Source organism: Candidatus Egerieousia sp. (assembly GCF_056211015.1).
Genome location: NZ_JBAELF010000082.1, coordinates 1 through 18,656 on the forward strand (window position 1 = coordinate 1; position 18,656 = coordinate 18,656).

The following is an 18,656-nucleotide window of genomic DNA, read 5'->3' on the forward strand; positions in this document are numbered from 1 at the left end:
AAACCCTAAAACAGCTTTCCGGAAAAATCGACACGGAAAGGATGAAGTCGCCCTCATTCCTGATAGTCCTTACCGGCACGGGGGAATATGCCTATAAAAGGAAAGACGGAGTATGGGTTGCTCCTATCGGCTGTTTGAAGCCTTAACCTGCGGTACAGTTGGTTTAGTTTTATGCATTTTATTTCATAGATATTTTTCCATTTTGCGTGAATTTCATTACTTCTGTGCATAAAATTAAAGCGATGACCGGAACTTTTTTATTCCCTGAAGGAGCCGTCAAAAAATGGTAGGTAGGACACCCAAATCATGCTATCAATGTGCCTCTCAGACAACTGTGGGGTATATTGACGCTACGCTCACGAAAAAGTGCGGAAAACAGGGAAAAATAGTCCGGATATTTGTATGTACGGAATAATGTACGTATATTTGTAGTCATAAGATTATTTGACATGACAACAACAACAGCAACAAATTTCAGGTCCAATGTCAAAAGATATCTGGACCTTGTGATTAATGATAGCCAGGAAGTAATAATCAGCCGCGGCAGTGAATCTGCCGTGCTTATTCCTCTTGACCAGTTCAATTCAATTAAGGAAACAGAATACCTGATGTCTTCCAAGGAAATGGAACGAGTTATCCTTCAAGGGATGGAAGACGTGAAGAATGGTAATTTCAAGGAAGTTGACATAGATGAGCTATAAGATTGCATTTACTCCTCAGGCTTCTGAAGATTTCAAATTCTGGAAGGAGACCAGCCCGAAGACCACAGAGAAAATCAAGGTTATGCTCCGGGAATTGCAAGAACATCCATTTACCGGAACGGGTAAACCGGAGCCCTTGAAATACCAGTTTTCAGGAGCGTGGTCTGGGCGGATAAACCATAAAGACAGGTTGGTTTATCAACTTAATGGGGATGTCGTTACCGTTTTTGTTCTTGCGATGAGGTTTCATTACAAGAAAAAATAGGTGTTTCCCCCACGCAAGACTTACGCTGAAACATTTGAATATCCGATTATGTTTGGTAATTGCAAATTTAAATTTGGATACCATTTTGGTATTTATTATATCTGCGGTAAAATGAAAAACTATGACAGTGATAAGCATTAGATGTACACCCTTACTTTTGCACCGCAAGCGCTGGAAGATCTTGCAAAGTTGAAGAAATCAGAACCTGCCGCATTCAAGAAGGCAGGCAAGTTGCTCGGCGAACTTCAAGACCATCCGAAAACCGGCACCGGTAAACCGGAGGCTTTAGGTGGAGAACAATCAGGACAGTGGTCCCATTGTATTTCACAGAAGCACCGACTTATATATGAGATTGAAGAAGAAGTTGTCAATGTGGCGGTATTGTCATCATACGGTCATTACGATGACAAGTGATGCTTTCATTCCAATACCTATGTCTGTTTTCTGCCCAAATGATTGCAATTTGTAAGGCAAGCCGTTAATGATTACTGAAAGAATATTATGTCAAAATAATGACAGACATTGCTTATATTTGGCGGTTTGGCATAGTTTTCTTAGTGTTCCCGCCAAAAATAATTTACAATAGAGACTCAATTGTCAATATCTCGTTAACGTTATCTCTTGTGAAATCATTCTCAACAAGTCCCGATGCTGTGATCATAACTGAGAAAATGCTTTTTCCCATGAAAATGGATTTAAGTTCTTCTACTCTGGAAATCAGTTTGGCTTTATCCGTTGTTGTCATTGCGTATCGCTTGTCGGACCATTTCATTTCACACATTGAAACAGATTTGTCATTCCTCTCAATCACCATATCCAATTGCATTTTCTCATCATAGTATGGATATGTTTTTGTCAACACTGCGCGAATGCCTAAAGCCTCTTTTATCTTATCCAATTGGGAAAAACATAACCGTTCGAAAGCGAGACCTGTCCAGGTGGTATACTTGCGTGTCAGAATTGTTTGTGTCCAACTGCTTGTATCAAGATTTGACTTGTTTTTTAGGAATCCAATATAAAAGAGGGAGAAAAAGTCTACAAGTTGATAAGTATTGGAGGAATCTCCGATTGATTTATACTTTCGTATGAAGCCGCAATACTCCAATTCTTCAAGTTTCCGCGTCAGACTTCCTCCATCTTTGCATTTTAACCCATCGACAATTTCTTGTCGGGTATGACCGGACTTCTTGTTTCCAAGCAATTCTATAATTTTTACATACTCTGACGATTTCTTGAAAAGGGAAGAGTATAATTCATCAAATTCTCCCTCAAGTTTAGCATTCTCTCTGAAAAAGAAATCATCTATATTCTGGTAAAGGCTGCGATTCTTGTCAAGAAGTGATAGGTAATAAGGGATTCCTCCTAATATCATATATGTTTCTGCTACAACTTTCGGGGACCAATGTATTTTGTTTGATTTCAGAAAATCATTGGTTTCTGCAAGTGTGAAAGGAGAGAGTCTTATCTTGGAAGTAATTCTGTTGTGAAGACCGCCCCTGTTTTTGATAATGTTCTTTACCATCCATGATGCGGCCGACCCACACACTATCAACATTATGTCAGAATGTTCGGAAGCCCACCTATTCCAAAACCTATCCAGTGCAGATACAAATTTCGACTTTTGCGTATCCATCCAAGGCATCTCATCAATAAAGATTACTTTGCGGGATTTTTTTGATTTTTTGACAACGATTTTCAATAAATCAAATGCGTCAAACCAATTTGCCGGGCATTTGGTGTCTTTTGGAAGACCATACTCAAGAAGGCTCTTCCAGAAATTGTTAAGTTGGTCTTTCAGACATCCGCGTGCCAATCCAGATGTGTAAAAAGTGAATGAATAGTTGAAATATTCCTTTATTAGGAATGTTTTTCCTACTCGCCTGCGTCCGTATACAGCAACGAATTCAGGATTTCCACTATTTTCCAATCTTGTAAGCTCTTGGCATTCAAATGCTCTACCTATCAATTTCATATTTGGCTATTTTTGGCGATAAATATAATTATTTATTACGATTCCGCCAAAAATAACAGAATGTCTCCTAAAATTCATACGGCTTGAATTCCCCCATCCAGCCGCAGGCGGCGGCGATGTCGTTGAACTCTTCGAAGGTGTAGGTCTTTTGCACAAGACTGGTTATCTTCTCGGTGATGTTGTGAGTCTCACGGTTGTATGAGAACAGGTGATGGTTGACGGATGGACGTGAAGATACTCGGCTATCTCCTTCTTCGTGCACCCGGCCTCCAGTTTTGCAGCAATCTGATACCGCTGCCACTCTCTTAAATGCGTCATTTTTGAACCTGTTTAGCGGGCAGACCGCCCCGATATAAGGGTTTTGATGACCTGCTACACCGCCAATGCGCGAAAGAAACGTGATTGGTTAGAAGGCGTAAAAGCTTAAGTCTTGCTGCGAGTTTTACAGAGCGAGAGCTGCCTGATCAAGGGAGGTGCTGATCAATGAATTCAGAGAAACCCCTTTTTGTTTTGCGTATAAAGCCAGACGGCTATGTGTCTCAGGATTAATCCGGATATTCAGATTCCCACTGTAACTTTTATGAAGCGGTAGACCTTCTTCCGTGCAATAAGCAATATAATCTTCTACAGCCTCATGAAAAGCCTCTTTCAGTTCGGTGACACTTTCGCCTTCAAAATTGACCAGACCGTCAATTCCTTCAATCTTCCCGAAAAACACACTGTCCTTTTCAGAAAAATTGACTGTCCCCATAAAACCTTTGTAACTTAAAGTGTTCATATCAACTCCTTGTTTTTCAATTCATCCATTATTTGTCTGAGAGCATAAGTTTTGACGATATTGCCAGAATGTGGTTTGTGCAACATAATCGGTGTCCCGGATTGGTTCTTGAAAACGACTCTTGAACCGGATGTCTTTCCTTTATTTGACCGCTCAAAACCATATATCGCCAATAATTTAGTTCCCATATCGGCCACAAATGTAACTAAATATTAGTTGCAAACAAAATATTCTGTATAATATATTTGATAACACAATATATCCAACAAAGACAGGTGTTATATTGCTTGAATGCTTGACCAGGAAACAAGATACGAGAAGGTGCTGCACAGGACCAGAATCTGGAATTGAAACAAGTACAGCAGGAAATCCTTGACAAATGAGAGATATTCTTTGGTGAATGCCTCTTTTTTTGAACTGGTTGCAGCGGGCCCCTTCCCCTCCTCATTGGAACGCATCATTACCATTTCCCTCACTGGAACCATCTCATTTTCATTATTTTCTACTGCGATAGTGCATTCATTTCCTCCCGTTGCATCTTCTCTTTCTGAAACAGATTTGCTGAGTTTCTGCTGATTGCCGCATTTGATGAAACTGAGCACCCAGCGTTTTGCAGGCTTGGCGGCGGTGGTTTTGAATGCGGTAATGCTTTTGATTGTCAAGTTCCCATTCACCGCTGAGCATTCTTTATTCGATACATTTTGTCCGGAGCAGCAGAGCTTCATGAAGCATTGCGCTTCGTTTGGCGGAAGTATAAGGTGGAAACTGCCGTTGGGGGCAAGAAGTTTCCTGACACCTGCGGCAAGGTGTTTCTGTGGCAGAGTATCATTATGTTTGGCAATCTTTGCTTCATTGCTTGCGCTCTTGAGGGAGTTTATGAAGAATGGCGGGTTGCTTACAATCAGATCGTACTGCATTTGGGATGTGGTGGCGTATTCCTGCAATGATATGCAGTTCAAATGAATGTCCAGTCTTGCTTCAGGCTTGATGTAGGATAAATCATTGGAACCATCGCCGGTGGAAGAATATTGTTCTGAAAATCCGAAGGACTTTGCAAAGTGTTCTGCATTGGTGCGGGCATCGGAAATGGAGCCTGAATCAATGTCAATGCCTGTGAGTTCAATTTCAGAGAAGCCTGCTTCAATGGCTTTCTGGGCAAGCATCAGCAATATGATTCCGTTGCCTGTGCCAACATCCAATATGCTGATTCTATTCGTGATGCGCTTGTTCTGCTCTTCAGAATGCTGTTTATTGGTACTTGCAGGAATGCTGTCTGCCAGTGGTTTTTCATATTCCGGCATGTTAACGGAACAACCCAGAAGCACTGCGTCAGTTCCTATTTTCAGCGCGCTGTGCTCCTGGGTGAGGGAAAATTTTTGTAATCTGAATAACCTGGTATCTGGCATTATTCCTATAGTATGATTCCGTCCTGCATTGTTACCATACGGTCCGCCATTGTGGCAAGGGAATTGTCGTGTGTAACAATAATAATGGTTTGTCCGTGCTTTTCTCTCAGTGAGAAGAACAATTGGTGAATGTCCTGCTTGGTGTGGCTGTCGAGATTGCCGGAAGGTTCGTCGGCGAATATTACGGATGGGTTGTTGATTATTGCTCTTGCAATTGCAACTCTCTGGCATTCACCGCCACTCAACTGCGATGGTTTGTGTTCCGCCCTTTCCTCCAGTCCTACTTCCTTGAGCAGAGCAAGCGCTTTTTCCTTGATGATTGAAGTCTTTTCCTTGCCTGCAATCAGGGCCGGTATCATTATGTTCTCAACAGCTGTGAATTCAGGAAGCAGGTGGTGGAACTGGAACACGAATCCTATCCTGCTGTTGCGCAGTATTCCCAGCTCCCTGTTTCCAAGTGCGTTCACGTCAACTCCGTCTATCAGTACCTTTCCGCTTTCAGGCTTGAGCAGAGTGCCCATTATCTGGAGCAGTGTTGATTTGCCGGCTCCGCTGGCGCCCACTATGCTTACTATCTCAGCATCCTTTGAAGTGAAGTTCACATCCTTGAGCACGTGAAGATCACCGTACCATTTGTTTATATCAATGCATTCAATCATATTCACTCTGTTTTTGTTTCCTCGTTCACATCAACCTTTATGCCAAGCGGCGTTATGCTTACGTGAACATTTTCATTTTTATCATCTGAGACATCAACCGAAACTCCATTGCAATATTCATCGTCATTGTCCTGAACTTTGGAAAGTTTGCCGAAACAGTGGTCCTCGCTGGCGTGGCTGCCGAAATCATTTCTGTTTACAAGAACCACCGTTGTTGTGTTTCCTACGTAAAGAGTGATACTTGGATCTGTGAGGCAATACTTATTGTCCTTTGTAATCCTAAGCGGCTTTACAGTAAGGAGCGAATCGTTGAGAGAATAGAAATCCGAGCCCTTGAATGTCTTGTAACAGTTTGCAATATCATTGGTGAACAGGAGGTTCGGGTGCTCGTCCCAGCTGCATTTCAGATAAGGCTTGTAAGTTACCGTATTGGTGTTCGTTGAGCTGCTGTCCTGCATTTCAGGTTTTATCCTTTTGATTCTTATAAGCGGATATTTTGCAATTGTTTTTTCTCCGTCGGCGGCATTTATGCCCATGGCAGTGACATCGAGCCTGCGTTCATTCTCTGTCCACCGGACTTTAGGGTCTGAACCTGGAAAAGCATCTGTAAGCTGAACATACAGAGTGTCCGAACCATATATGTTGAGGTCAGCCACTTCCTTCATTTCATCATCCGCACTGCATACTACAGCCGCTTTTACGGCGAATCCTGTTGCACCGACAATGGCCGCCATTGAAAGAAGGAAAATAATAAGTCCCGGTCTCCATTTCGGTGTCTTGAGCGAGAATGTGAGCATGACTCCTCCGTACAGAATGCCGATAGCAGGGAGTACCCAGGCTGCTATGGCAAATATCTTGGCAATGAGAGCGTGCTTTATTCCGAAATCAATGTAATCAAGTGACTGCCATATTGAAAGGATGTCGAACAGTCCTTGTTTCTCAATTGAGAACGCAACGCACGATACAAAGAAGCCAATGAGCAGGGAGATACCTGTTATCATGAGAATTATTCCAATGCCAACTTTGAAAATACTGCCTATTATATGACCTCTTCCCTCATTCACAGGGTTTGAAGCGTTTTTGCTTCTGCGCATTCTTTTTATGTCGTCAACTCCTTCATTGTACCCCATCATGGAACATCTCTGTTCAACTGTTTTTGCTGCCGGCATGGCAATCCAGAGAATCACATAGATGATCCAGGTAGCCCTTCTCAGGAAATGGAACAGGTTGAATATGTCAATGTCAAAAACCTTGAACAGGACAGGCATGGCGAACATGGTTACAAATATGATTCTGATAATGGCAACATCCATATTGAGATAGTTGCTCAGTCCGCTGCATACTCCTCCTATGATCTTGCGGCTCATATCCCTGTAGAGGCGTTTCTTTACAGTTGGTTCACTATCGCCGGTGGAGGATGATGAAGAGTCTGAAGGAGCCTGTTCAGATGAGCTGTCAGATGATGCTTCAAAGTCCTTCGGGCGGCCGAGAATGCCTATTATGTCCCTTATGTCCTCTTCAGTGACTATTCCGCCTTTCCTTCCTCTTTCATAAAGGAGTTCAACAATGCGCTCTTCAATGTCGGCCAGTATCTCCTCTTCCTGGCCCTGACTGTCCTTGTTGTAGAATGCCTTGAGTTCTGAAAGATAGTCTTCAAGAATTCTGTGAGCTTCCTTTGTTATGGTAAAGGATACTTTTGCTATGCTTACGTTAAGAACTTCGTTCATGATCAGTTGTTTTTTAATCCTTTAATGATGTCAATGCTCTCACATAGCTCGTTCCATGAGCTGTCCATCTCCTCGAGCGTTGCCTTTCCTTTTTCAGTGAGTGAGTAATACTTTCTTGGTGGGCCCTGAGGGCTTTCCTCCCATCGGTAGGTGAGAAGTCCCTGATTCTTCTGCCTTGTGAGAAGAGGGTAGAGGGTGCCTTCAACCACTATCATCTTTGCGTCCTTGAGAACGTTTATGATAGAGGATGCGTATGCGTCCTGATTCCTGAGTATTGACAGGATACAGTATTCAAGGAAGCCTTTGCGCATCTGCGATTTTATGTTTTCAGAGTTGATTCCGTTTTCCATGGTACCGTATGTTTAAAGTTTGTTCTTGAATTTCTCTATGTTCTCTGGAGTTATTGGAAGGCCGTACATCTGGCACATATCTATTGCAGTTCTTGCTTTTGGCACGGCAATCCAGAGTATGGCATATATGAGTATTCCGCTGCATCCGAATACAAAGAGCAGGATGAAAATAACTCTCACAACGGTTGTGTCAATGTTGAAATAGACCGCCAGTCCGCTGCACACTCCGCCTATTCCACCACTGTTGGGTTTGCGGAAGAGTCTTCTTTCAGTATTGCCGGTAAGTCCGTTCACAGCATTGTTGATGCCGTCCGCCACGCGGTTTGCGCCTCTGCGTACATTGCTCTCAAAGGAATCGTCAAACTGTTCTCCATCGGGCATTCCCATCTGGGCAATGACCTGATTCACCATTTCAATGTCAATGACATCCTTGTACTGGCTCCTTTTCATTGAGAAAAGTTCAGCAATCCTTTCTTCCAGATCATTCATCACTTCCGCATCCTGTGCGTTGCTTCCGCTGCCCTGGAATGCATCGAGATAACGCCTGAGCTTTCTGTAAGCGTCATCTTCAATTACAAAGCTTCTGCCGCCTATTCCAACATTGATAACCTTTTTCATAAAACCTACAATTAATATATAAACACATTGTTCAAGTACCTTACTATGTTGTGGTACTTTGACAATGCAAAGATATATAAATATTTTAATACCTTGCAATACATAGAACTAAAAATTAAAAAAAAGAGGTGAAAACCTCTTTTTTATGGTATCATAATGGATTGTTACTGAGCGTTGCTTGTTTCCGGTACGGTTTCAGTTGCTGCCTCCGGTGTTGTTTCAGTAGCATTCACTGTGTTCTGAGGGAACTGTGGCTGGGATTGCATTGGAGTTTCAATCTGAGTCTGTTCCATAAGTGAAGCCTCATTCTTGTTCTTTCCTATGAACATTGTAATGAAAATGCAAAGTACCATGATTGCAATTGCAAAGCCCCAGGTTAATTTTTCAAGGATGTCAGCTGTCTGCCTTACACCAAAGGTCTGATATCCGCTGGCAAAGTTGGCCGCAAGTCCGCCGCCTTTTGAATTTTGAATGAGAACCACGATTGTAAGAAGAATACTTGCAATTACAATCACAATAGATAGGAATGAATACATATTATTTGTTTTTTATTTCGTTGGTTGGTTGTTTGAATTATTGCGCTTCAGCTGGAGCTTTTCAACGCAGTCTGCAAAGTAAGCACTTTTTTTGGGATATAGCAAAATTAGTTTGGAGTAAATGTCCAATGCCTGATCGTAATATTCCTGATCTTCGTAGATTTTTGCCAGAGTTTCTGTAACGAACACCTCTTCCGGCTGTTTTTCAGATGTTTCGCAGGGGCGTCCGCGCAGCAGACAGCTGCTCAGCATATCCGAAGCGCCGGTCACTTCCTGTGCCGTGAAATATTCGCTCGACGTGGCAATGTATCTGATATCCGTTTCCAGTTCCCCCGTGGAGATAGTCCTTGTCACTGACTCAGAGAATTCCTTGTGAAGTTTCTTTCTGTCCTGTATGAATGCGGAGCATTTTCTCAATTCATTTTCCGCTTCTGTGAGGTCTGCGGAAGCTAGTTTGCCAAGAAGCACGCCCCTTGCATACGAGAACCAAGGGTATCTCTCAATGACAAGCTCAAGCTGCTTGGCCGACAGGTTGTCTATGTTTCCGGAAATTTCCATACTCTACCAGTTGGCTACGGTTGCGTTGAAGATATCCTCAACCAATTTCTCCACTATTTCATCACAAAGCGAGGCTTCCACTGAATCCAGTGACTGATTGGAGTCATAATCTGCAAAGGCGGCGAAATTCTTCTCAAAATTGTCCTCCTCGTGCTTTCTGTTCACGAAAGTGATCTTCACTGTGATTGTGAGTCTGTTCTGTGCCGCAACCTCAGCGCTTGTAACAGCCATGGGGGCAACATCATAGCTCATGATGCTGCCGCTTACCTCAAGGTCACCGTCCATATTGGTCATTTCCAGTTTCGTGAGCCTGCGGTATTTGTCCATAAGGGCGTTTGTCATTGTATTGCTCAATGAAGGGTTCACCTTCATTGCCCTGTTCTCTATGGTGTTAACGGTAATGCTTTGAACATCAGGCTGGATGGATGTTCCCGAGAACGAATATATTCCGCAGCTTCCTGCAAGGAAGGAAGCCAGTGTAATGAGCAGTATTGCAATCAGTTGTTTCATTTGCGTTTCTTCTTTTTGCCTTCCAGCCCGAGCTGGTCTATTTTTCTATATAGTGTGCGTTCTGAAATGCCCAGTTCAACAGCGGCCTTTTTTCGGTTGCCATTATGCTTGAGCAGGCATGCACGTATCATTTCATCATTTTTGTCCTTGATTGAGAAGCTGTCCCCTTTCTCGGAAATTTCATTTTCCGGATTGTCAAAACTCTCTCCTGCAATCTCTCCAGACATTATGTTGTCCTGAGCAGGTGTTTCATCAAAGGAATCGCTCACAATGTCATCAACCATTTCAAAATCATTGAATCTGCCAGCCTCAATGGTGGCAGTGTTCTGTCCCGATGACATGATATCAACCCTTTCCTTCAGTGAAGCCAGTTCTTTCTTGAGTGACATTATCATATGCAGAAGCAGTTTGCTGTTGCTGAGCATATCCTCGTCCCTGCTTGCCAGTGCAGGCAGGTTCTCATTCGATATGCTCTGTGCAGGCAAGTATTTCCTGACAATATTTGCGGATATCTCCCTTGTCTGCTCCAATGCGGAGATTCTCTGTACCACGCTCATGAGCTGCCTTATGTTTCCTGGCCAGGGATACTCGCTTATCAGGACTTGGGCATCGTGGCTGAGCTTGATTACAGGCATCCTGTATCTTTCCGCAAAGTCTGCGGCAAACTTCCTGAAAAGCAGATATATATCTCCTTTCCTCTCCCTCAATGCAGGTATGCGTATGGGAACGGTATTGATTCTGTAATAGAGATCTCCTCTGAATCTGCCATCTTCGATAGCCTTTTCTAGGTTGACGTTAGTAGCTGCCACGACCCTGACATTTGTCTTCTGGACTTTGGCAGAACCAACCTTGTAGAATTCACCGCTTTGAAGGACGCGCAGTAGCCTTACCTGGGTGGAAACGGGCAGTTCAGCAACCTCATCAAGGAATATGGTCCCTCCGTCTGCATACTCGAAATATCCCTTCTTGGTTTCAACAGCTCCTGTGAACGCACCTTTTTCGTGTCCAAACAGTTCGGAGTCAACGGTTCCCTCAGGTATTGAGCCGCAGTTTATGGCTATATAAGGGTTATGTTTTCTGGCACTGTACTGATGTATTATTTGAGGTATGACTTCCTTTCCCACACCGCTTTCACCTGTTACCAGAACAGACAGGTCGGTCCTGGCCACCTGCTTTGCGGTGTCTATGGCATCGTTAAGTCCGGGGTCATCGCCAACAATGTCAAACCTTTGTTTTATTTCTTGTAATTCCATATTCGCAAAAATAATTAAACTAATTTGATTTTAATATTTTTTTAGTAATTTTGCGTATTGTTGTATAATAGGTTTTTTATAGCCCAATGAAATTTTTGGCCGTCATACCCGCCAGATATGCCTCTACCCGTTTCCCGGGCAAACCTCTTGCTATGGTGAAAGGTGTGCCTATGATATGGAGGGTGTATGAGCAGACATCCAGGGCTTTTGAAAATCTTTGCGTTGCCACTGACGATGAGCGCATTTACAACTGTGTGAAAGAGCGCGGCGGCAATGCGGTCATGACCAGCAGCGCGCACAACAGCGGAACAGACAGGGTTCTTGAGGCTGCGGACAAGTTCGAGGCTGCAACAGGGGAGAAGTTCGATATCATAGTGAATGTTCAGGGTGACGAGCCATATATCCGGCCAGAGCAGCTGGAACAGCTGAAATCCTGTTTTTTCACTGAAGATGGTGAAGAATCATCTTCTGTACAGCTGGCCACCTTGGTAAAGAGAATAAGCACGGTTGAGGAACTTGAGAATGCCAATGCTCCCAAGGTGGTTGTTGACAGCAACTGGAATGCTCTCTACTTCAGCCGCTCTGTCATACCTCATCCAAGGGGAGTTGAGCTGAGTGATGATTATGTAGCTTCACATACTTATTACAGGCACATAGGTCTGTACGGTTACAGGAAGGAAACACTCAGGCAGGTATGCGCCATGGAGCAGAGCTATCTGGAGAAGACAGAAAAACTGGAGCAGCTCAGGTGGCTGGAGACAGGGCTGAAAATAAAGGTTGCCCTTACGGAGTTCGAGACTTATGCGGTGGATACACCGGAGGATCTGGAAAAAATAAACGCAATGAAATAAAGCAAAACAAGTATCAATAATTTTAAAAACAAAAAAACAATGAGAAAGAATTTATTCAAATCAGTTAGCCTTCTGCTTATCGGTTTGGCAGTCATGTCCTGCTCAAACCCTAAAAAGATGGCTGAGAAAGCAGCTATGGTTCAGACCAGCTGCAATCCTGAGGTTCTTGAGTGCGTAGCAGGCAAGATCAATGCAGCTTACACTCTTACCTTCCCTGAGAAATATTTCATCAAGAAAGCGCTTCTCGAGGTAACCCCGGTATTGGTTTACGAAGGTGGTGAGATCAAGGGTAAGGTTCTGACTATCCAGGGTGAGAAAGTATATGAGAACAATCAAGTAGTTTCATACGCAAACGGCGGTACAGTTACAGGTGCTGCAACATTTGACTATGTGCCCGGTGTTGAGAAGGCTGTTCTTGAGCTTAGAGCAACCGTTTACAATAGTACTCGCACAAAGAGCTTCGTATATCCTGAGCCAAGAAAAATTGCAGACGGTACAAACTGCACATATATGCTCGTTGAGCTTGGCGGGCACGCAGGAACTGCTGTAGTTGATCCTAACAATTATCAGAAAGTTATCAACTACACAAAGGAGGCTCAGATTCTTTATCTTATCAACCAGTGGAATGTTCGTCCTAAAGAACTCAAGTCAGAGCAGGTTAAGGAACTTGAGCAGTTCCTTCAGGACATAAAGAGTGATGAAAGGTCAGTTATCACATCGCACGATATCATCGCATATGCTTCACCGGATGGAAAAGAAGCTTTGAACGACAAGCTTGCCGACAAGAGAAGCAACACTGCAAAGACAGCATTCGACAGGACCATAAACAAGAAAGCGAAATCAGACGCTCCTGTTAATGTAACAGCTGCAGGTGAGGACTGGGAAGGTTTCAAGTCAATGGTTGAGAACTCAGACATACACAACAAGGACCTCATTCTCAGAGTTCTTTCAATGTATTCAGAGTCAAGCGTAAGAGAGCGTGAGATCAGGAACATGTCAGCTATATTCGATGACCTTGCAAAGACCGTTCTTCCTCAGTTGAGAAGATCAAGATTCATTGCAAACGTTGAGTACAAGAACTGGACAGACAAGGAGTTGAAAGATATGATCAATAGCAATGCAGAAGACCTTGATGAGGAGTCTCTTCTTTACACAGCTACAATAGTTGAAGGCAATGATGCAAAGATTGCCATTTATGAGAAAGCTGCAAAGAAGTTCAACAGCTCACGCGCTTGGAACGGTCTTGCCGCTACATATATCAATGAAGGCAAGCTCAAGGAGGCAAAAGATGCTTTGAGAAATGTTTCAGACAAGTACGATGCATATTACAACAACATGGCTGTAATAGCAATCAGGGAGAAAGATTACAAGGCAGCTGCAGATTATCTTGTAAACAGCAATATTCCTGAGGCAAAATACAATCAGGGTGTTGTTGATATAATGAATGGTAAATATTCAGAGGCTGCTGCCAACCTTAAGGGTCAGGGCGGTTGCGCAGAGGCTCTGGCAAACGTTCTTGTTAACAATCTCAATGCAGCTTCCGCAGTTGCAACAAAGGATTGCGCAAAACAGTCTTATATCCGTGCTATCATTGCTGCTCGTCAGGGCAACGCTTCAGCTGCAAAAGCTGAGATTGCAAAGGCTTCAAAAAATGCGGAGCTTGCTGCAAGAAGCGCAAAGGATATAGAGTTTGCAAAAGTTAGATAATTGAATCTTATTAATAGAGAAGGGCAACCCTGAAAGGGCTGCCCTTTTTTACAAAAAAAACTGTATGAAGGAAGAAACAATATTGAAAAATGTATTGCTTGACGGCAAGGGGGTGGATATTGAAATAAGCGGGGGCATTATTAGTGGTATTGTACCATCGCAGTGCAAGAACAAGCCGGTTGTTGCAATCTTGCCTTCATTCTATAATACGCATACCCATGCGGCCATGATTCAGATGAGGGGATATGGAGACGATATGGACCTTCATACCTGGCTCAACGACTGGATATGGCCTTTTGAGGCGAAAATGACAGCCGATGACATTGAAAATGCCAGTTACGATGCCGTTCAGGAGATGATTTCCACGGGTACCACTGCGTTCAACGACATGTATTTTGAAATAGAGCGCACGGTAAAGGCCGTAAAGAAATACGGTATCCGTTCAACATTGGGTATTACAGTGATGGATAACCACACCCTTGCCCAGACTCAGGCAAAACAGGAGTTCGTAAGGAACTGGAACGATCCTACAGGTGGTCTGATTCAGCTCATAATAGCTCCTCATGCCATTTATACGGTTGGTGAGGAAAGGCTTGTCAATTGTTCCAGATTCGCCCGAGAGAATGGATTGAAAATACATATTCATTTGAGCGAAACGCAGTCAGAGGTTGATGACTGCTTGAAACTCAAGGGCCTTACTCCTGTGAAATATCTGGACAGGATAGGTTTCCTCGGTCCCGATGTAATAGCGGCGCATTGCGTATATGTAAACAGGGAGGAATGGGACATTCTTGCAGAAAGAGGCGTGAGTGTAAGCCATTGCCCTTGCTCGAACATGAAGCTGGGCAGCGGACGTTTTCCATACGAACTGGCAATTGCCAGCGGTGTGAACATAACTTTGGGAACCGACGGAGTTTCATCCAACAACAACCTTGACATGAGGGAGGAGATGAAGTTCGCATCATTCCTTGCAAAATGTGTGAGCGCTGCAGAAGATGGAAGCTTGAGGAATGGTGGAAACCCTGAACTGCTTCCTGCAAAGGACATATTCCGCATGGCCACCGTGAACGGCGCCAGGGCGCTGGGAATAAACGGAGGTGAGATTGCTTGCGGGAAGGTGGCCGATTTCGTTCTGCTCGATCTGGACAACATTGCAATGAAGCCTTGTCATAATCTTATTTCAAACTGGGTTTATGCCGCGCAGAAAGATGCCATAAAGGAAGTATGGTGCAACGGCAAAGCCGTATTCAAGAAAAATTAACTTCAAATATGAAAAAAACACTTTCAGTTGTAACAGCGTTGCTTATGTTAACAGCATGTTCTCAGGAATCTCAGAATCCTCAGACGGAGGCTCTTCAGAAAATAGATCAGATATGTACCGAACTTTTCCCTGCCAATGAGCCGGGAGCAGCCGTTCTCATCATGCAGGACGACAGCATTATCTTTGACAAAGGCTATGGTATAGCGGATATCAACACCAAGGCTCCTATTGATGGAAACACCTTCTTCAACATTGCATCCGTTTCCAAACAGTTCACTGCAACTGCAGTTCTCCAGCTTATGGAGGAGGGCAAGCTTTCACTCGAGGACTCAGTGACAGCATACTACCCTGAATACACCAATCCTATTTGGAAGGAGATAAAGATCAAGCATCTTCTTGCTCACAGTTCCGGAATTCCTGACAGCCGTTCCAAGCTCCTCAATCTCACCAGAGAACAGAGGATTTTAGGTGATGATTCACTGGCGATAGCATATTTCCCTCTCCTTGAAACTCTCAATTTCCAGCCTGGTACACAGTATGAATACATGAACCCTACTTTCGTGCTTTGCGGAAACCTTATTGAAAGAGTTTCAGGCCAGCCTTTCGAGGAGTATGTTGCCGAGCATATTTTCCGTCCTGCAGGAATGGAGCACGCTCTGTATTTCAGACCTGAGATAGAGTCACAGATTCCGAACATGGCCCACGGTTATGAGTACGAGGATGTTGAGAACATGCCTGAGGAAAGGACAGCAACAGCAGCCAGGACAAACGAGCCAAAGAACTGGTACGAGCTTGATTATGGCGAGGAGACATTCTTTGCCACACGTCCTGATGGCGGCATATACACTTCAACCCACGAGTTCGCAAATTGGGAGAGAGCGTTGAGAGCCAATACCGTTATGAAGGCCGAAACAAGGGAGCTTGCGCAGTCTCCAAAGACCTTGATTACAGGCAGCGAGTACAGTGACTATCAGAACAGGGAGAATACCTGGTATGGTTACGGTTGGTTCATAGAGCCAAAGACAGATACAAGCAATCTTGTGATTTACCATACCGGTGACAATGGTGGTTTCAAGATTCTTGCCGCACGCTATCCTGAGTCAAATGCTCTTGTCCTCATCTTCTCAAACCGCGCTGATTGGGACCGTTATGAGGTGATGCAGCAGTTTGAGGCAGCTTTGGGGTATTGATTTTCATTGGGGCTCTGCCCCAAGCCCTGCCTGTTCCAGGCGCTCCCGGGCTATACCGAACTTGCTGCTATTCGCAACTCTGTGAGCGCAAAAAAGCGGAAGGTTTCTGCAAAATGAGAAACCTTCCGCATATTTTTATGAGCCCTGAATCTGCAGGGTGGATTGCAAACTTATGCCAGCGGTGCGTTGGCTGCAATGTGAGCGTTGATAGCAACTGCTATGAATACAATAACAAGGATTGTAGAAACTACCAGACCTATTGCTTTCCAACGTTTCATCCAGATATCGTTATTCCAGCCGATTGTGTGGATTGCGCTCCAGAAACCGTGGTTGAGGTGCAACCAGAGGAATACGAACCATACAATGTAGAGAATGGTTATCCAGATTGATTTGAATGTTACGTGCATAACATATGCGCCTGCAGGAACGAAACCGCCTTTCCAGTCTGCGAGCTGCATCTTTGCCCAGAAATCTGTAAGATGGAGAGCTATTCCAAGGAGAATAATAACTCCGAGAACGAGCATGTTCTTTGCTGCCCAGTCATCTGTCTTTGCCTTGTTGGCAACTGCGTAACGCTGTGATCCGCGGGCTTTGAGGTTGCCGTATGAAAGTACAAGAGCATAAATGATGTGAATCAGGAAGCCGAAGGCCAGAACGGGAACAATGACTGTTACTACAGGGAGGGCCATGAATTCACAACCTGCATTGAAAGCTTCGTCACTGATAAGTGAAAGGGAGTTTACGAATGCATGAACAAACAGGAACAGGATGAGGAACAAACCGCTCACACTCATGATGAGTTTCTTTCCAATGGAAGATTTAAAAATATTTGCCATATTCTATTATTGATTTTTTAATTATTATCCGCTTTGCGTGCAAAATACTTTTTACACAATTTTAGCAAAGATAATCTCTTAGTTGCAATTATCATAATCTTTGGCTACTTTTGTTTAATAAAAATGGGAATATGAAGTACAAAAGGATATTATTGAAACTTAGCGGAGAGAGCCTTGGGGGTGATTCCGGCAAAGGCCTGGACAATGTGAGAATGACTCAATATGCCAAGGAAATAGCCGCTGCCGCAAAGAGCGGAGTACAGATTGGAATAGTAATCGGCGGAGGCAATATCTTCAGGGGAGTCCAGGGCCTGAGCAAGGGATTCAGCCGCGTGAAGGGAGACCAGATGGGCATGCTGGCAACAGTGATAAACAGCCTTGGTCTGGCAATGTTCATCAAGGATGAAGGTGTTGAAACAGAGGTGTACACATCACTTCCAATGGAGCCGGTTGCAAGGTATTACGCCAAGGAGAAGGCATTGGATCTTATGGAGAAAGGTGGTGTGGCAATCATAGCGGGCGGCACCGGTAATCCGTTCTTCACAACCGATTCCGCAAGCGCACTCAGGGCCTGTGAGATTGAGGCTGACGCTCTCTTCAAAGGCACCCGTGTTGATGGAGTTTATACAGCGGATCCTGAAAAGGACCCTACAGCAACTAAATTCACCACCATTTCGTTTGATGAAGTGTACAAGCGCAGTCTCAAGATAATGGATCTTACAGCTTTCACGCTTTGCAAGGAGAACAAGTGTCCGATAGTTGTGTTCGATATGGACACCCCTGGCAACCTTACAAGACTTCTTGCGGGCGAGGAGATAGGAACCACTGTAAAATAACAATACTGTTACTGAAGAAATCATCATAAAAATATACAACTATGGATATCAGCGTTTCAAAACAGAACATTGCTTCCGCAAAGGAAAAGATGTCAAAGGCTATCTCCCATCTTGAGGATGACCTCAAGACATACCGTGCGGGCAAACCAAATCCGGCTATTTTCCAGCAGGTGATGGTTGATTACTATGGATCACCTACTCCAATTCCAAATGTTGCCAGCGTTACCAGCCCAGACGCAAGAACAATGATCATCATGCCTTGGGAGAAGAAAATGATTCCTCTTATTGAGAAGGCAATTCTTGCTGCGAACATAGGTTATACACCTCAGAACAACGGCGAGAACATCCGTATCAACATTCCACCATTGACAGAGGAAAGGCGCAAGGATCTTGTAAAGCAGGCCCGCACAGCAGGTGAGAACGCAAAGGTTAGCGTACGCAACGCCCGCAGAGAGGTTGTTGATGCTCACAAGAAATTCCAGAAGGACGGCCTGCCTGAGGATATCTGCAAGGATGCAGAGGCTCAGATTCAGAAGGAGACTGATGCTTTCAACAAGAAGATTGATGAAATCATCGCTGCCAAGGAAAAGGAGATAATGACCGTTTAGTTACGGCTTCTTCTTGCTTGTGGCAGCCGCCTGC

The 18,656-nt window shown here is 44.0% G+C and carries 23 protein-coding genes; 9 read left to right on the top strand and 14 right to left on the bottom strand.

Features of this window, described 5'->3' with window-relative positions; translation table 11 throughout:
* Window positions 1-449: 449 nt before the first annotated feature.
* The 3 genes from AC06L3_RS06155 (at window position 450) to AC06L3_RS06165 (ending at window position 1,380) form a co-directional block, all read left to right on the top strand.
* On the top strand, window positions 450-701 hold the full coding sequence (locus AC06L3_RS06155; RefSeq protein WP_475669743.1) for a type II toxin-antitoxin system Phd/YefM family antitoxin: 252 nt from the start codon (window positions 450-452) through the stop codon (window positions 699-701).
* A complete protein-coding gene (locus AC06L3_RS06160; RefSeq protein WP_475669744.1) occupies window positions 691-966 on the top strand; it encodes a Txe/YoeB family addiction module toxin in 276 nt (91 codons plus the stop codon). The genes AC06L3_RS06155 and AC06L3_RS06160 overlap by 11 nt, the downstream gene beginning before the upstream one ends.
* A gap of 141 nt (window positions 967-1,107) precedes the next feature.
* The gene (locus tag AC06L3_RS06165) at window positions 1,108-1,380 is read left to right on the top strand and encodes a Txe/YoeB family addiction module toxin (protein WP_475669745.1); all 273 of its coding nucleotides are present in this window, start codon (window positions 1,108-1,110) and stop codon (window positions 1,378-1,380) included.
* A gap of 163 nt (window positions 1,381-1,543) precedes the next feature.
* On the opposite strand, the gene AC06L3_RS06170 is transcribed toward AC06L3_RS06165, so the two are convergent.
* The 13 genes from AC06L3_RS06170 to AC06L3_RS06230 form a co-directional block, all read right to left on the bottom strand.
* The gene (locus tag AC06L3_RS06170) at window positions 1,544-2,938 is read right to left on the bottom strand and encodes an AAA family ATPase (RefSeq protein WP_475669746.1); all 1,395 of its coding nucleotides are present in this window, start codon (window positions 2,936-2,938) and stop codon (window positions 1,544-1,546) included.
* A gap of 162 nt (window positions 2,939-3,100) precedes the next feature.
* Window positions 3,101-3,256, bottom strand: coding sequence for a helix-turn-helix domain-containing protein (locus AC06L3_RS06175; RefSeq protein ID WP_475669747.1), 156 nt, complete (start codon window positions 3,254-3,256; stop codon window positions 3,101-3,103).
* A 124-nt stretch (window positions 3,257-3,380) separates the two neighbouring features.
* Window positions 3,381-3,716, bottom strand: a complete 336-nt coding sequence (locus AC06L3_RS06180; RefSeq protein ID WP_475669748.1) for a type II toxin-antitoxin system HicB family antitoxin — start codon at window positions 3,714-3,716, stop codon at window positions 3,381-3,383.
* Complete coding sequence (locus AC06L3_RS06185; RefSeq protein ID WP_475669749.1) at window positions 3,713-3,904, bottom strand: type II toxin-antitoxin system HicA family toxin; 192 nt, start codon at window positions 3,902-3,904, stop codon at window positions 3,713-3,715. The genes AC06L3_RS06180 and AC06L3_RS06185 overlap by 4 nt, the downstream gene beginning before the upstream one ends.
* A gap of 90 nt (window positions 3,905-3,994) precedes the next feature.
* Entirely contained in the window at window positions 3,995-5,122 is a 1,128-nt protein-coding gene (locus tag AC06L3_RS06190; protein ID WP_475669750.1) for a tRNA1(Val) (adenine(37)-N6)-methyltransferase, read from the bottom strand.
* 5 nt (window positions 5,123-5,127) lie between these two features.
* Window positions 5,128-5,781 carry an ABC transporter ATP-binding protein gene (locus AC06L3_RS06195; protein WP_475669751.1) on the bottom strand — a complete coding sequence of 218 codons (654 nt, stop codon included), beginning with the start codon at window positions 5,779-5,781 and terminating at the stop codon, window positions 5,128-5,130.
* Window positions 5,782-5,783: 2 nt separating this feature from the next.
* Complete coding sequence (locus AC06L3_RS06200; protein ID WP_475669752.1) at window positions 5,784-7,508, bottom strand: PspC domain-containing protein; 1,725 nt, start codon at window positions 7,506-7,508, stop codon at window positions 5,784-5,786.
* A gap of 2 nt (window positions 7,509-7,510) precedes the next feature.
* The gene (locus AC06L3_RS06205; RefSeq protein ID WP_475669781.1) at window positions 7,511-7,846 is read right to left on the bottom strand and encodes a PadR family transcriptional regulator; all 336 of its coding nucleotides are present in this window, start codon (window positions 7,844-7,846) and stop codon (window positions 7,511-7,513) included.
* A gap of 24 nt (window positions 7,847-7,870) precedes the next feature.
* Window positions 7,871-8,476 carry a PspC domain-containing protein gene (locus AC06L3_RS06210; protein WP_475669753.1) on the bottom strand — a complete coding sequence of 202 codons (606 nt, stop codon included), beginning with the start codon at window positions 8,474-8,476 and terminating at the stop codon, window positions 7,871-7,873.
* A gap of 164 nt (window positions 8,477-8,640) precedes the next feature.
* Window positions 8,641-9,012 carry a preprotein translocase subunit SecG gene (secG, locus tag AC06L3_RS06215; protein ID WP_475669754.1) on the bottom strand — a complete coding sequence of 124 codons (372 nt, stop codon included), beginning with the start codon at window positions 9,010-9,012 and terminating at the stop codon, window positions 8,641-8,643.
* A gap of 12 nt (window positions 9,013-9,024) precedes the next feature.
* Entirely contained in the window at window positions 9,025-9,570 is a 546-nt protein-coding gene (locus tag AC06L3_RS06220) for a hypothetical protein (protein WP_475669755.1), read from the bottom strand.
* Window positions 9,571-9,573: 3 nt separating this feature from the next.
* The gene (locus AC06L3_RS06225; protein WP_475669756.1) at window positions 9,574-10,080 is read right to left on the bottom strand and encodes an LptE family protein; all 507 of its coding nucleotides are present in this window, start codon (window positions 10,078-10,080) and stop codon (window positions 9,574-9,576) included.
* Entirely contained in the window at window positions 10,077-11,333 is a 1,257-nt protein-coding gene (locus tag AC06L3_RS06230) for a sigma-54 interaction domain-containing protein (RefSeq protein ID WP_475669757.1), read from the bottom strand. Before AC06L3_RS06230 ends, AC06L3_RS06225 begins: the two co-directional genes overlap by 4 nt.
* 86 nt (window positions 11,334-11,419) lie before the next feature.
* Between AC06L3_RS06230 and kdsB the strand changes: the two genes are divergently transcribed.
* The 4 genes from kdsB (at window position 11,420) to AC06L3_RS06250 (ending at window position 16,342) form a co-directional block, all read left to right on the top strand.
* Window positions 11,420-12,184: a 3-deoxy-manno-octulosonate cytidylyltransferase gene (gene kdsB, locus AC06L3_RS06235; protein WP_475669758.1), complete on the top strand. Its 765-nt coding sequence runs from the start codon at window positions 11,420-11,422 to the stop codon at window positions 12,182-12,184.
* A gap of 39 nt (window positions 12,185-12,223) precedes the next feature.
* A complete protein-coding gene (locus AC06L3_RS06240; protein ID WP_475669759.1) occupies window positions 12,224-13,891 on the top strand; it encodes a tetratricopeptide repeat protein in 1,668 nt (555 codons plus the stop codon).
* 64 nt (window positions 13,892-13,955) lie between these two features.
* Window positions 13,956-15,152, top strand: coding sequence for an amidohydrolase family protein (locus AC06L3_RS06245; protein ID WP_475669760.1), 1,197 nt, complete (start codon window positions 13,956-13,958; stop codon window positions 15,150-15,152).
* A gap of 8 nt (window positions 15,153-15,160) precedes the next feature.
* Window positions 15,161-16,342: a serine hydrolase domain-containing protein gene (locus tag AC06L3_RS06250; RefSeq protein ID WP_475669761.1), complete on the top strand. Its 1,182-nt coding sequence runs from the start codon at window positions 15,161-15,163 to the stop codon at window positions 16,340-16,342.
* 170 nt (window positions 16,343-16,512) lie between these two features.
* Here AC06L3_RS06250 and AC06L3_RS06255 read toward each other — a convergent pair whose 3' ends face one another.
* Window positions 16,513-17,178, bottom strand: coding sequence for a succinate dehydrogenase cytochrome b subunit (locus AC06L3_RS06255; protein WP_475669762.1), 666 nt, complete (start codon window positions 17,176-17,178; stop codon window positions 16,513-16,515).
* A 131-nt stretch (window positions 17,179-17,309) separates the two neighbouring features.
* Here AC06L3_RS06255 and pyrH point away from each other — a divergent pair, with 131 nt between their 5' ends.
* Both pyrH and frr read left to right on the top strand, forming a co-directional pair.
* The gene (gene pyrH, locus AC06L3_RS06260) at window positions 17,310-18,014 is read left to right on the top strand and encodes a UMP kinase (RefSeq protein WP_475669763.1); all 705 of its coding nucleotides are present in this window, start codon (window positions 17,310-17,312) and stop codon (window positions 18,012-18,014) included.
* Window positions 18,015-18,055: 41 nt separating this feature from the next.
* Complete coding sequence (frr, locus tag AC06L3_RS06265) at window positions 18,056-18,622, top strand: ribosome recycling factor (RefSeq protein WP_475669764.1); 567 nt, start codon at window positions 18,056-18,058, stop codon at window positions 18,620-18,622.
* The last annotated feature ends 34 nt before the right edge of the window (window positions 18,623-18,656 follow it).

Bases quoted from the DNA above. Each gene is read 5' to 3' on its own strand.
- AC06L3_RS06175 (WP_475669747.1), bottom strand. From the start codon at position 3,256: ATGACGCATTTAAGAGAGTGGCAGCGGTATCAGATTGCTGCAAAACTG.
- AC06L3_RS06220 (WP_475669755.1), bottom strand. From the start codon at position 9,570: ATGGAAATTTCCGGAAACATAGACAACCTGTCGGCCAAGCAGCTTGAG.
- AC06L3_RS06210 (WP_475669753.1), bottom strand. From the start codon at position 8,476: ATGAAAAAGGTTATCAATGTTGGAATAGGCGGCAGAAGCTTTGTAATT.
- AC06L3_RS06225 (WP_475669756.1), bottom strand. From the start codon at position 10,080: ATGAAACAACTGATTGCAATACTGCTCATTACACTGGCTTCCTTCCTT.
- AC06L3_RS06255 (WP_475669762.1), bottom strand. From the start codon at position 17,178: ATGGCAAATATTTTTAAATCTTCCATTGGAAAGAAACTCATCATGAGT.
- AC06L3_RS06250 (WP_475669761.1), top strand. From the start codon at position 15,161: ATGAAAAAAACACTTTCAGTTGTAACAGCGTTGCTTATGTTAACAGCA.
- AC06L3_RS06180 (WP_475669748.1), bottom strand. From the start codon at position 3,716: ATGAACACTTTAAGTTACAAAGGTTTTATGGGGACAGTCAATTTTTCT.
- AC06L3_RS06170 (WP_475669746.1), bottom strand. From the start codon at position 2,938: ATGAAATTGATAGGTAGAGCATTTGAATGCCAAGAGCTTACAAGATTG.
- AC06L3_RS06245 (WP_475669760.1), top strand. From the start codon at position 13,956: ATGAAGGAAGAAACAATATTGAAAAATGTATTGCTTGACGGCAAGGGG.
- AC06L3_RS06190 (WP_475669750.1), bottom strand. From the start codon at position 5,122: ATGCCAGATACCAGGTTATTCAGATTACAAAAATTTTCCCTCACCCAG.
- frr (WP_475669764.1), top strand. From the start codon at position 18,056: ATGGATATCAGCGTTTCAAAACAGAACATTGCTTCCGCAAAGGAAAAG.
- AC06L3_RS06240 (WP_475669759.1), top strand. From the start codon at position 12,224: ATGAGAAAGAATTTATTCAAATCAGTTAGCCTTCTGCTTATCGGTTTG.
- pyrH (WP_475669763.1), top strand. From the start codon at position 17,310: ATGAAGTACAAAAGGATATTATTGAAACTTAGCGGAGAGAGCCTTGGG.
- AC06L3_RS06155 (WP_475669743.1), top strand. From the start codon at position 450: ATGACAACAACAACAGCAACAAATTTCAGGTCCAATGTCAAAAGATAT.
- AC06L3_RS06195 (WP_475669751.1), bottom strand. From the start codon at position 5,781: ATGATTGAATGCATTGATATAAACAAATGGTACGGTGATCTTCACGTG.
- secG (WP_475669754.1), bottom strand. From the start codon at position 9,012: ATGTATTCATTCCTATCTATTGTGATTGTAATTGCAAGTATTCTTCTT.
- AC06L3_RS06165 (WP_475669745.1), top strand. From the start codon at position 1,108: ATGTACACCCTTACTTTTGCACCGCAAGCGCTGGAAGATCTTGCAAAG.
- AC06L3_RS06230 (WP_475669757.1), bottom strand. From the start codon at position 11,333: ATGGAATTACAAGAAATAAAACAAAGGTTTGACATTGTTGGCGATGAC.
- AC06L3_RS06160 (WP_475669744.1), top strand. From the start codon at position 691: ATGAGCTATAAGATTGCATTTACTCCTCAGGCTTCTGAAGATTTCAAA.
- AC06L3_RS06200 (WP_475669752.1), bottom strand. From the start codon at position 7,508: ATGAACGAAGTTCTTAACGTAAGCATAGCAAAAGTATCCTTTACCATA.
- kdsB (WP_475669758.1), top strand. From the start codon at position 11,420: ATGAAATTTTTGGCCGTCATACCCGCCAGATATGCCTCTACCCGTTTC.
- AC06L3_RS06185 (WP_475669749.1), bottom strand. From the start codon at position 3,904: ATGGGAACTAAATTATTGGCGATATATGGTTTTGAGCGGTCAAATAAA.